The following is a 12,565-nucleotide window of genomic DNA, read 5'->3' on the forward strand; positions in this document are numbered from 1 at the left end:
AAAATCTTATTTTCTTTTAAAGTATTACGTAAAACTGTCGCCATAATCTGATATCCTTTAGCATTTGGATGCAAGCCATCATATGTAGTTCTTTCTAGTAACTTATCTGTTCCTGGAAAGGTCATTGTAGCATAATAATTTACAAAAATGAGATTATTCCTCTCAGCCATTTCCGAAAGCCAATTATTCATTTCTTTTATATATTTCTTTCTACTCCTTTCATGCGTTAATATAGGAATACTGATTGGTAAAAGTGAAGTTAATATCAACGATATTTTTTCTTCTTTTGCCTGTTGTATAATTTCTATGATATTGGTTTTTGCTGTTTCTAATATCTCATTATAAGGTGCTGGCTTCAGCTTTTTCCAATAATCTCCTTCCAGTTCTATGGAATCATTAATTCCAATTCCCAAAATGCAATACTTCGGTCTCAATTGAACTGCATCAACGTAAAACCTTTTCTTTAGATACTCTGTTGTATCTCCTGCAATACCTCTATTTACTATCAGTTGATTGTCTTTTCTAAAATAAGCATTTAACTCCCAATATTCTGTAATAGAATCTCCGATAAAAAGAAAATCTGGCTTTTGATTTGTATAACACAATATATGATTTTTTATATCAAACTCTTTTCTATTTCTATCCGCTGCAACATTTTCAGAAAAATATTCCAGTCTCATATATCCTTCATTTGTCGTAATCATCTACTGCCTCCTTTTATTTTATTATAAAAAAAATGTGCCAATTTAGATACGGAATGCGCACTTATAAATAGCATTACACGCTTATTTTTTTTCTTATATTTATATTCTGAATATTTTTTTCCTGGTTTTATATGAGTCCTTCATACCTTTGGCAGAGACTTGAAATGGAACCCTCACATCCATGCTCTCATCTCTGAAGGTGGTTCTGGAAATCATACTATCTGGTGCTATGTCAAACATTTTGATTGCACTTTACTCAGGAATGCCTTCCGTAAAGTCCTTTTTGAGTGCTCACCTTTGCCCTTGGTCCTTCTTTCAAGCCTATAAAAAATCGTAGCAGCCATAAAACTGCTACGATTAAATAGTTTAGCTTTTTGAGGTAATCTCATGTGTTTAACTCTTTTTCGATACTTACAAGATCTTTTACAAATCTGCTTTAATTATATGGAAATCATATCTCCCATCTTTTTTATATAATCCATAGATTTCTACATCTTCCGGTGCCGCATCCACATGTTCCGGATTTATTTCTTTTATAAACGGACCAAGACTCTCTTTACGCTTTTCGCATGCGAGAAAGATTGCTTTTGCTGTTTCAAGTATAAACATTACATCCAGGCAGCGATTCACTTCATGTGGATTTTCTGCATGAAGGTTCAAATTATTCTCTATATCTTCTAAAACCTTCAATGCCATTCGACTTTTTTCATCCGTATGAGGAATTGTGCCAAATGTATTAATTACATTTTGAACAGCATGTTCAACATCAAGCCACTGGTCTCCATTTTCTGCCAGATAGAACTTTTCTACCATCTCTTTTACTTTCTCTACCTGCTTCTCATCTATCGTTTCAGTTTTTTGGATAGACTTCGCCTTTCTGGCCGCCTGAATCCCGGCTTCCACTCCATAAACCACAGCTTCAGGAGCAGAATTATTACTCATCCCAGCAATTTCATTTCCCGCCGCATACAGATTTTCTACCGTTGTTTCACACTTCACATTCGTATATACGCCAGAACAGGATACAAAAGTATGCACATTATCTTCAAATTGATATGGAATCTTCACATCCTGGAATCTAATCCCCTGCGCTTCCATATTAGAAAGAAGCGTATTACATTTACCTTCATGACCAAGACTCCATTTTACATATTCTACTTCTTCATCTGTCGCCTCTGCCATATCCATATACAGCTGTTCTCCCTGTGACAGTCTTCGAAAAACCTCTTTTCTTCCTTTCAGATGTCTTGCAAACTGTTTTTGATGTTTTTCCTTATAATCCGGATCCTCCGGCGAAAATGCAATGTCTCGTCCCATAACTACATTGTCTTCTTCATCGACAACACGCGCACAGGGCCAATACGTCCCTCCTGGACTTCCCGCACTCATTGTCCAGTTGAGCCAATCCATTCCCCCCTGCGCCAAAGTGTATTCCATATTAATTACATCTGCACCCGCATTCAGGGCAAGCACTTTTCCTGCACCATTGTTCATGGACGACGCATGGAATCGTTCGAAATCAACTCCAGTTCCGCTTTTACAGAGACGGTCTACTCCTCCGGCTGTTGCAAGAATTGTCGTTTTTGCTTTCACCACATAAATAATATCTTCTCTCGTTCCAACTCCAATTGCACCAATTACCTGTTCTCCGGATTTCAATAATTCTGTGACAAATACTCTGTTATATATCTCAACACCAGCTTTTTGCATTTCCCTTGTAAGTATTGGCTTGATGTCTCTTCCCTCAAAATTAAAACTTGTAGGTACAGAATGAAATTGTGGTACTACCCTATATCCGCCTGGAACATTACTATCTTCAAAGCGGAATTTCAGCCCATAGTTTTCCAATGCAATAATACGTTCATAAGAGTTTTCTACAAAAAAGTCATTCAGGCTTCTGAATCCCAATCCTAGACTAGCTAAATCAAGCTTTGCCTGATCTTCTTTCATTTCATCCATTGTATATCCGACTTTTTCATGAAGTTCTGGTATGTAGCTAAATATATGATCAATTCCTGATCCTGCATTACCACTGCGCATCGTGTTGGATTTTTCAAGTACAATACATGAAACGCCCTCTTCTCTTGCTTTAATTGCTGCAAGAGCACCTGACAAGCCACCTCCGACTACCAGTACATCTGTCTCCAGATATTTTGTTTCGTATCTCATTTACTTTTCCTCCCTCTTAATAAACACAGGCCCTACTTCTTTTGTAAATCTCACTTTGATCGCATCAGCAGGACAATCTATTTCGCAGGCTCCACACCAGCTACATTCCATTGGATATGCAACACTCACGCCGTCTTCTACCATAACCAAAATATCTTCCGGACAATTTTCGACACACATTTCACATTGTATACATTTTTCTTTATCTACTATAATCCCCATATTTCTCTTCCTCCTTTTTGCTATATATGGCAGCAAGCCACCATATGTCCATTTCCTACATCTTTCAATTCTCCATCAAATGTTTCACATGCCTTCGTTGCATAAGGACACCTGCCTTTAAACACACAGCCTTCCAAATTATTAATTGCACTTGGCAATTCTCCTGGCATCACAATGCGCTGCTTTTCCTTCGCTCTTCCCGGATCAGTTAATGGAAGCGCCGATAACAATACCTTTGTATACGGATGTGCAGGATAGTCATATATTTCATTCGCTTCTCCGATTTCTACAATTTTTCCCAAATAGAAAACTGCGATTCGATTCGAGATATGTCGAACCATTGAAATATCATGTGACACAAACATATATGTCAAATTCTTTTCTTCCTGCAAATCCATCAAAAGATTCATTACCTGAGCCTGAACTGACACATCCAGTGCAGAAATAGGCTCATCACAAAATATAAATTCCGGATTCACCGAAAGCGCCCTTGCAATTCCGATTCTCTGTCGCTGTCCTCCTGAGAACTCATGCGCATATCTTTGCATGTGTTCTTTTCTAAGTCCTACTTTATTAAGCAATTCTTCTACCATTTCATTGCATTCTTTTTTACTTGAAGCAATATGATGTTCTTCAATACCTTCAGCAAGCATATTACCCACTTTCATTCTGGGATCCAGTGAAGAATACGGATCTTGGAATACACATTGAACTTTTTGAGCAAACCTTGCCCGATTTTTCTTGCAAAGAATTTCCACTTCCTCACCACGATATTTTATCGACCCAGCAGTTTTAGGATACATGCCAATACAAGTTCTGCCACATGTTGTTTTTCCACACCCAGATTCCCCTACGATTCCAAGAGTCTCACCTTCATAGATAGAAAAACTGACATGGTTTACTGCTTTTAAAACTCCTCCAGGCACCCTAAAATGTTTGTCCAGATTTTCAACATCTAAAATCTTTACCATCTTGCACATCCTCCTTATGCCTTTTCCATGCCAAATATTCCAAAGAATACAAATGGCAATAACAACGATGTCCTTTTTCTTCATATTCTTCAGGAAATTCTTCACCACAGATTTTCATATGGTTTTCACATCTTGCTACAAACGGGCACCCCTTTGGTGGATTCAAAAGATTTGGAGGAGTGCCAGGTATTGTTGTAAGACGCCTTCGCACTTTGTCTTCTTGCGGAATCGCCCGTAAAAGTGCTTTTGTATAGGGATGTTTCGGATTATAAAAAATCTCTTCCGTCTTACCTGTTTCTACAATTTTACCCCCATACATCACCATCACTTTATCTGCCATTGTTGCAACAATGCCAAGATTATGAGTAACTAGCAATATAGTCATTCCATATTCTTTCTGCAGATCTTTCAGAAGCTCTAAAATCTGAGCCTGTATTGTCACATCCAATGCTGTAGTTGGTTCATCAGCAATAAGAAGCTGCGGTCGGCATGCAATTGCCATTGCAATAACAACACGTTGTCTCATCCCTCCGGAGAGCTCATAGGGATACTGTTTCATTCTTTTTTCGCCATCCGAAATACCTACATTTTCCAGTAGTCCGATTGATTCATTCCATGCATTTTTCTTGGAAATCTTTTTATGAGCTTTTATAATATCCACAATTTGTTCTCCGACTCGTTCCGTTGGATTCAACGCTTTGACAGGATCCTGAAAGATCATTCCAATTTTCACTCCCCGAATCTTCTGCATACTTTTTTCCGGTAAATGCGTAAGTTCCTGTCCATCAAAGATAATTCTCGTCTCTGGATCAATATAACCGTTATTTCTTGCAAAAAGATTCATAATAGACATACAAGTCATTGTTTTGCCACATCCTGATTCCCCAACGATAGCTACTGTCTCTCCCTGTTCTATCTGAAAACTAATATCTCGAACTGCTTTTACAATACCTCTTGTTGTTTTTAATTCCAATTTTAAATGTTCTACCTGCAATAAACTCATCTAAAAGCACCCCCCTATCTGAATTTCGGATCAAATGCTTCTTTCCATGCATTTCCAATAAGATTGAATGCTACCATAACAATACTTATAGCCAAAGAGGGAAATGCCACCTGATACGGGTAATGCGCGAGATTTACCTGCGCCTGAGAAATCAAAATTCCCCAACTAACAGCAGGATGCTTTAATCCTAATCCCACAAAGCTCAAAAATGCTTCCTGAAAAATAAAATTAGGGATATCGAGTGTAATCGCAACTACAATCATTCCCATCATATTAGGAACCATATGTTTTACCATAACTTTCCACGTAGGAATTCCAAGACATTGGACTGCAAGTATAAACTCTTGATTTTTAAGCTGCTTTACCTGTCCTCGAATAATCTGCGCAGTATTTACCCAGCCAGATATTGTCATGGCAAGAATCAGTGGAATCATACCATTCACATCCAGCAGAATTGTAAGCAATATTACAATAACCAGATGCGGAACTCCTTTAATTACCTCCACAATTCGCATCATAATCATATCTACTTTTCCACCAAGGTAACCACTAATTGTTCCATAGATAACTCCTATAACACTGACAATTACAGATGCAATCAGACCAATCTGGACAGATATCTGCCCGCCGTGGCAAACTCTTACAAAAATATCTCTGCCAAGCTGATCGGTTCCAAACCAGTGCTCCTCTGATGGTGCCTGATTCTTAATTGCCGTATTCTGCTCTTGAACTCCATAAGGTCTTAAATGTTCACCAAACATACATAGTAGTATCATCATTAACAGCACAACAGCCGCAAACATCCCTATTTTATTCTTTTTGAATATACGAAAAGAAGACTTCCAGAACCCCTCATCCTGTGGAGCAAGTTCTTCTATATCTGCCGCATCCTCATACGGCGCATATTTTTCTAATTCATTCATACCCGCTCCTCCTAAATTAGTTGTTCCTCACGCATGCGTGGATCAATCTTATAATACAGCAAATCCATTGCAAACATAGACACCATATACAACACCGAATAGAATATAGTAACTGCCATAATAACCGTATAATCTCGCTGCGTCACACTATTTACAAAATATTTCCCGATTCCTGGAATCGAAAAAATGCTTTCAATCACAACAGAACCTGTCAGAAGCATAGCTACCTGCTGCGCAGTAATCGTAACAATTGGAAGTATAGAATTTCTTAATACATATTTTGTCATAATCTTCCTTTTTGAAAGTCCTTTTGCTCTTGCGAGAAGAATATATTCTTCATCCATCACATCAATTACTGATTCTCGCATATATTTCACATAGGTTGCGATTGTACTGAATGCCAATGCTGCAACCGGAAGGATTACATATCGATTCCCTGACAGCCAGTTTCCTCCTGTCTCCCATCCAATCGGCGGAAAAACAGGAATCTTATATGTAAAAGTATACTGCAAAAGAGATGCTACTACAAAATTGGGGATGGCAATTCCCAGTGTTGCTACCACTGTAATGATTACATCGCTCAGTCCATTTCTTTTCAGCCCCGCAATAAAGCCACACAAAACTCCAACTAGAAGCCCCCAAAACAACGCTGTTGCTCCTAATCTTGCAGAGGCCGGAAAACTTTCTGCTATAATTGTATTTGCAGTTTTACTTGGCTGAGTGATAGAAAGTCCAAGATCTCCTTTAAACATATTTTTCAAATAAGTAAAATACTGTTCTGTCTTCGGTTTATCCAGTCCATAAACTGCTTCGATTCTGGCACGTACTTCCGGTGACGCTTTATCATATTTCGCCGCTATCGGATCTCCAGGTATCGCTTTCATCGATATAAACGTCAATGTAATTATGACAAACAGTGTTGCTATCATATACATTAAACGTTTCACAATATATTTGCACATGGATTTTCCTCCTAAAAAAGGATGCCGCAAATCATTTTGCAACATCCTTTACCATACTTATCGAACTATTTTTTACTTCTCTGCATACTTGTATTCAAATCCAAATGGAATCCATGCAGGAGCAGTTAAATTCTTCACATTTTTACTTACGAAGAAATTCTGATTCCAGTATACTGTCGGGGAAATTGCAGGATCCTCTACCAACATAATCTTCTCTGCTTCGATAAAGAGATTCAGTCTTTCTTCCGGATCCGTAGAATTCTCTGCCTGCATAATAATCTCATCATATTTTTCATTGCTATAATGTCCCTCATTAGCAGCTGCTCCTGTCAAGTACATATTCAGGAATACTGAAGGATCATCATACTCTGCACCGTTCATATGCAGGAAAGTCATCTCAAAGTTACCTTCTGATCTTCTCTGCATAAAGTCTGTGTTATCTGTACAGTATTCTAACTCGATAGTGATTGGAAGTTTCTCTTCAATCATGCTCTTGTATAATTCTGCTGCTGTCTGTGAACCTGCGGAAGAATCACCTATCAGAATAGTAAGTGTATACTGTTCTTCCGGATCCAAACCAGATTCCTGTAATCCTTCTTTATACAGTGCAACCAGATCAGTATATTCTGCTGCTGCATCTTTTAACGGATCGCCTGCTGCCTCACGGAAATTCTGACCCTGACATGTCATTGCAGGCATAATCCAACCATATGCCGGCTCATAATATCCATCAAACAATGTATCATTAAGTTCTTCACGATCTTTTGCCAGTGTAAGTGCTAATCTTACCTTCGGGCTTTTTAACAATGGTGTCTCTACATTAAAGATATCTCTCATACCTGCTGGGAATGGTGCTTCCTGTAATTCAAAATCTCCAGTAGCAAGAATTTCTTCTTCCCACTGTGCATTTCCGGAATACGCATCCAGTTCACCATTCTTAAGCATCGTCATTGCCGCTGTTTCATCTTCAATATGGAAAAGCTCTACCTTATCCAATTTAACAGAATCTTTGTCCCAATAGGTATCATTCTTTACTAATACAACCTTGTTTGCCGGTACCCATTCCTCAACTACAAATGGTCCGTTATATACAAGACTGTCTTTATCAGCACCATAACTGTCTCCATATTTTTCAACGATATCCTGTCTCTGTGGAAATGCCACCGGGCTACCCAAAATCATATCAAAATATGTAACCGGTTTTGTTAGCTTGAAAACAACCGTCATATCATCTGGCGCTGATACCCCAAGTTCTTCTACTCCTTTTGTTCCATCCACAATTTCCTGTGCATTCTCAAGACTCAGGAAAAACTGAACACCTGAACAAGCCGTATCTGGATCAAACATTCTCTGGAATGCATAAACATAATCTGCTGCTTTTACCTGTTCTCCATCACTCCAATAATGTTCTCTCAACTTAAATGTCCATGTAAGTCCGTCTTCTGATGTTTCCCAACTCTCTGCTCCAGCCGGTTCCAGAACATCTTGTCCATCTTTCTTGTTAAATCGCACAAGACCTTCTTGAACTTCACGGATAACTGTTACAGAATCTCCGCCTGTTCCGATGATACTATCCAGTGTCTCCGGATTACCACCTGAAAGACGCAGTACCTGTTCTTCTGACGCCTCAGATGACGTTTCTTCTGTTTCTTTTTCACTACTTCCGCATGCCGCCAGGCTCATTACCATAGCCGCTGCTAAAAGTATTGAAATCATTTTCTTTTTCATATACTTTTCCCCCTTCTCATATGTATATTTAGTCTTTTATCATATTACTCCCCCTATATACATTAGTCCAATTGTTAATTCCAATATACATTTTTATTCATTGTATATATCTATATATGACTACACCTTTAAATTATTTCTCTCAGATTTTTCAATACCTTCTTCTCCATCTTTGATATCTGCACCTGCTAGGCCTCCATTATTTCCCCCATTTCTGACTAATTTTTATCGTAAATACCTCTAAAATATATCAACTGTTGTTCCTCTTTATTCAGTTATTCCAATTACTCTCCAAGAAACATCCCTTTTGTAAATCTTTTGCAATTAATGGAACATTCAAACACAAAATCGCCTCTTCATTATACAGAACAAAAATCAATCCGATTGATAAGAAAATTATCTTGAAAGTATTAAGATTATATCGAACCAAACATAAACCAAACTTTTCAAAAATAAAAAAGTCCCCATCCCTTATTTTTTAAGGATGAGGATCTAAACACCAAATGCCGCAGACCGGAATCGAACCGGTACGGGAGTATAAGTCCCGCAGGATTTTAAGTCCTGTGCGTCTGCCAGTTCCGCCACTGCGGCATTTTCACAACACATTACATGTTGTAAAGTGGGACCAATAGGGCTCGAACCTATGACCCTCTGCTTGTAAGGCAGATGCTCTCCCAGCTGAGCTATGATCCCATATGAAATTATTACGTCGTATCTTGCGATACGAACGACCCAGAAGAGACTCGAACTCTCGACCTCCGCCGTGACAGGGCGGCGCTCTAACCAACTGAGCCACTGGGCCTCGTTATGAGCACTTAGTGACCGTACTATGGTCACTTACGTGCGATACATATCGACGCTGTTAGTGAGGTTTCATACGAACTTACAAGTCGATATCAAATGGACCTTCGGGGACTCGAACCCAGGACCGATCGGTTATGAGCCGATTGCTCTAACCAACTGAGCTAAAGGTCCAAAATCAGTAAGTCCCTGTTAGGAACTAAGCCGATGATCGGACTCGAACCGATAACCTGCTGATTACAAATCAGCTGCTCTGCCAATTGAGCCACATCGGCGAAATGACTCCGACGGGAATCGAACCCGTGTTACCGCCGTGAAAGGGCGATGTCTTAACCGCTTGACCACGGAGCCATAATCTATGTCAACACGTCTTCCGTGGTGACCGAGATTTATAATACCATATACCACGATAATTTGCAACACTTTTTTGTGTTTTTTTCTGATTTTCTTATATTATTTTCTATGTCAATTTCATATGCATCATCACACTTTTTAGCATCTCAATATTCTTATATTTTTATCCACTATATTTATTGCTATTGACAATTTTCTTCAATATCATAATAATTATAAAATAGATATTTACATAAAATCAATAGAAGGAGGAACTATTATGGCAAATATATTAATCACAGGTGGAGCCGGCTATATCGGGAGTCACACTGCCGTAGAACTTTTGAACCAGGGATACGAAGTTACTGTATATGACAATCTCTGTAATTCTTCTCAAGAATCTTTAAAAAGGGTAGAAGAACTTACCGGTAAAAAAGTAACATTTTACGAAGGTGATGTCTGTGATCACGCAGCTCTTGAGACATTATTCCAGAAGGAATCTATCGATGCTGTTATTCATTGTGCAGCCCTGAAAGCAGTCGGCGAATCTGTTCGCAAGCCTTTGGAATATTACCAGAATAATATCACTGGAACATTGACACTTATGAATGCTATGCGCAGTGCCAATGTAAAAAGAATCGTTTTCAGTTCTTCTGCTACTGTATATGGCAACCCGGAAGTAATGCCTATTACAGAAGATTGTCCTAAAGGACAATGTACGAATCCTTATGGCTGGACCAAATCTATGATGGAGCAGATTATGACAGACCTGCAGAAATCTGATCCAGAATGGAACGTAATCCTGCTTCGATACTTCAATCCAGTCGGAGCTCATAAAAGTGGAAGAATCGGCGAAGATCCAAAAGGTATCCCAAATAACTTAATGCCATATATTTCTCAGGTCGCTGTTGGAAAGCTCGAGAAATTAGGTGTATTTGGAAATGACTACGATACTCCGGACGGAACTGGCGTGCGCGATTATATTCATGTTGTTGATCTGGCTATTGGACATGTAAAAGCTATTGACTACATTCTAACAAATCCAGGTCTCGATATCATTAATCTTGGCACAGGAGTTGGTTACTCTGTGTTAGATATGGTAAAGGCTTTCTCCAAAGCATGTGGAAAAGAAATCCCATATGAGATCAAGCCTCGAAGAGCCGGGGATATCGCTATGTGTTATGCGGATCCTTCAAAAGCGTTGAAAATCCTTGGCTGGAAAGCAGAACGTGGACTTGATGAAATGTGTGAAGATACCTGGCGTTGGCAGTCCCAGAATCCTAACGGATATAATGAATAAAAAAGGAGCCAACAACATAATTAAGGGCAAGATCTTAACTGACCTTGCCCATTTTTTATTCATCTAGATAATTTCCGACAGAAGAAGTATTATACTGTTTTTTAATTTCAATCATTACGGAGCCATCTTCCAATGTCTCTTCAGATAATATTCTGTATTTTGTTCCCGTTTTGTCTAGCCCTGCTTTGTACTTTCTTACTTCCTCTTCCACCATTTTTGCCGCATAATCTCTTCCAATATCATCCTTCTGAAAGAAATGTAATGTCTGCGTAATACATGCCGCTTTCACTCTTTTCATAATATTGCCTCCTCTTTTCTTAATATAAAAGGATTGCTGCATTCAGTGAATTTGAATGAAACAATCCTTATCATGTAAATTACCTGTCTGAGCCTTTTTCACAATATATTTTATCATTTTAATCTTCTTTTCGTAAGCAAAAATTCTTCTCAGAAACGTAATTTTGGTAATTATTATCAAAAAAGCGAAGAGATATTTTAGGCAAATTTCTTGTATAGAGACATTAAATTAATATCATACACTTATTTCTTCTTGCGTACCCTTTAATTCAGATAACAGTACAGCTATTAACATACATACACAGCCAATTAATATTTTTATCGTAAATTTTTCATGCAAGATTATCACAGAGAACAGCATTCCAAATACAGACTCCATAGATAAAATTACTGCCGCAACACTTGGATTCGTATATTTCTGACATACAATCTGTAATAAAAATCCCATCATTGTACTTGCCAGTCCTATATACATAATCTTAGTAAAAAGTTCTGGATGAAATACCTGTGTTGGAAATGGCATACGTGTAACTCCAATAATTGCCCATATATATATGGCCGCAAACATAAATTGGATCATAGTCAACAGAACAGGATCTGTCTCCCTAGTATAGCGATCTATATAGATAATGTGAAATCCAAGCATGATTCCGCAGATCATCGTCAAAAAGTCACCTGATTGGATATGCATATTTCCATTTAAAGATAGAAGTCCAATGCCTATAATTGCAATTACTGCAGAAACAACTTGAATACTTCCTGGTTTCTTTTTCTCCATTATCCAACATAAAAATGGTACAAGAATTACATATGCTGTCGTAATAAAAGCATTCTTTCCTGCAGTTGTATATTTACATCCCAATGTCTGAAAAAATTGACCTATACATAAGAAAAGTCCCAAAACAGCTCCTTGTTTTATTACTTTAAAAGTCAGTTCTTTTAATTTAAATGAAAACAACAGTAACATTCCAGCTGATGCTAATATGTACCGAAATGCAACAAGATAAGGGACTGGAATACTGGCAGTTGAATCTTTAACTACTACAAATGAAAATCCCCATATAATTGTTGCTCCAATTAATCCCATACTTCCAAAGAATTGACTGTTTTTACTCTTCTTAAACATTGTACACCTCTTCTAAATAAACATAT

General features: G+C 38.1%; 11 protein-coding genes, 6 tRNA genes and 1 pseudogene. 2 read left to right on the forward strand and 16 right to left on the reverse strand.

The features are described from left to right. On the reverse strand, nt 1-704 hold a 704-nt coding region (locus ACQRBH_RS16405), incomplete at its 3' end, for a GDSL-type esterase/lipase family protein (RefSeq protein WP_427762531.1). Between the two features lie 105 nt (nt 705-809). Here ACQRBH_RS16405 and ACQRBH_RS16410 point away from each other — a divergent pair. Continuing rightward, nucleotides 810-1,039 (forward strand): annotated as a pseudogene (locus ACQRBH_RS16410) (transposase); the annotation flags it as partial. Nucleotides 1,040-1,127: 88 nt separating this feature from the next. Here the strand turns inward: ACQRBH_RS16410 and ACQRBH_RS16415 are convergent. The 13 genes from ACQRBH_RS16415 to ACQRBH_RS16475 all read right to left on the reverse strand — a co-directional run bounded on the left by ACQRBH_RS16415 (nt 1,128) and on the right by ACQRBH_RS16475 (nt 9,834). After that, complete coding sequence (locus ACQRBH_RS16415; RefSeq protein WP_427762532.1) at nt 1,128-2,873, reverse strand: FAD-dependent oxidoreductase; 1,746 nt, start codon at nt 2,871-2,873, stop codon at nt 1,128-1,130. Continuing rightward, on the reverse strand, nt 2,874-3,095 hold the full coding sequence (locus ACQRBH_RS16420) for a 4Fe-4S dicluster domain-containing protein (RefSeq protein ID WP_427762533.1): 222 nt from the start codon (nt 3,093-3,095) through the stop codon (nt 2,874-2,876). A 20-nt stretch (nt 3,096-3,115) separates the two neighbouring features. Further along, nucleotides 3,116-4,075, reverse strand: a complete 960-nt coding sequence (locus ACQRBH_RS16425; protein ID WP_427762535.1) for an ABC transporter ATP-binding protein — start codon at nt 4,073-4,075, stop codon at nt 3,116-3,118. Beyond that, complete coding sequence (locus ACQRBH_RS16430) at nt 4,044-5,069, reverse strand: ABC transporter ATP-binding protein (RefSeq protein WP_427762537.1); 1,026 nt, start codon at nt 5,067-5,069, stop codon at nt 4,044-4,046. Before ACQRBH_RS16430 ends, ACQRBH_RS16425 begins: the two co-directional genes overlap by 32 nt. Before the next feature lie 14 nt (nt 5,070-5,083). Next, nucleotides 5,084-5,992: an ABC transporter permease gene (locus ACQRBH_RS16435; RefSeq protein WP_427762538.1), complete on the reverse strand. Its 909-nt coding sequence runs from the start codon at nt 5,990-5,992 to the stop codon at nt 5,084-5,086. Between the two features lie 11 nt (nt 5,993-6,003). Further along, nucleotides 6,004-6,954, reverse strand: a complete 951-nt coding sequence (locus tag ACQRBH_RS16440) for an ABC transporter permease (RefSeq protein WP_427762539.1) — start codon at nt 6,952-6,954, stop codon at nt 6,004-6,006. A gap of 72 nt (nt 6,955-7,026) precedes the next feature. Further along, entirely contained in the window at nt 7,027-8,682 is a 1,656-nt protein-coding gene (locus tag ACQRBH_RS16445; RefSeq protein ID WP_427762541.1) for a peptide ABC transporter substrate-binding protein, read from the reverse strand. 504 nt (nt 8,683-9,186) lie between these two features. Beyond that, nucleotides 9,187-9,273, reverse strand: a tRNA-Leu gene (locus tag ACQRBH_RS16450). Nucleotides 9,274-9,302: 29 nt separating this feature from the next. After that, a tRNA-Val gene (locus ACQRBH_RS16455) sits at nt 9,303-9,375 on the reverse strand. A 35-nt stretch (nt 9,376-9,410) separates the two neighbouring features. Then, nucleotides 9,411-9,484, reverse strand: a tRNA-Asp gene (locus ACQRBH_RS16460). Between the two features lie 99 nt (nt 9,485-9,583). Beyond that, nucleotides 9,584-9,657, reverse strand: a tRNA-Ile gene (locus ACQRBH_RS16465). Between the two features lie 28 nt (nt 9,658-9,685). Continuing rightward, nucleotides 9,686-9,758, reverse strand: a tRNA-Thr gene (locus tag ACQRBH_RS16470). 4 nt (nt 9,759-9,762) lie between these two features. Further along, nucleotides 9,763-9,834, reverse strand: a tRNA-Glu gene (locus ACQRBH_RS16475). A 262-nt stretch (nt 9,835-10,096) separates the two neighbouring features. Here ACQRBH_RS16475 and galE point away from each other — a divergent pair. After that, nucleotides 10,097-11,116 carry a UDP-glucose 4-epimerase GalE gene (gene galE, locus ACQRBH_RS16480; RefSeq protein WP_235234189.1) on the forward strand — a complete coding sequence of 340 codons (1,020 nt, stop codon included), beginning with the start codon at nt 10,097-10,099 and terminating at the stop codon, nt 11,114-11,116. 55 nt (nt 11,117-11,171) lie between these two features. Here galE and ACQRBH_RS16485 read toward each other — a convergent pair whose 3' ends face one another. Continuing rightward, on the reverse strand, nt 11,172-11,414 hold the full coding sequence (locus ACQRBH_RS16485) for a hypothetical protein (protein WP_427762542.1): 243 nt from the start codon (nt 11,412-11,414) through the stop codon (nt 11,172-11,174). Nucleotides 11,415-11,648: 234 nt separating this feature from the next. Next, nucleotides 11,649-12,539: a DMT family transporter gene (locus ACQRBH_RS16490; RefSeq protein WP_427762543.1), complete on the reverse strand. Its 891-nt coding sequence runs from the start codon at nt 12,537-12,539 to the stop codon at nt 11,649-11,651. Between the last annotated feature and the right edge of the window lie 26 nt (nt 12,540-12,565).

The organism is Bariatricus sp. SGI.161 (genome assembly GCF_050313695.1).
Classification (GTDB): domain Bacteria; phylum Bacillota; class Clostridia; order Lachnospirales; family Lachnospiraceae; genus JAFBIX01.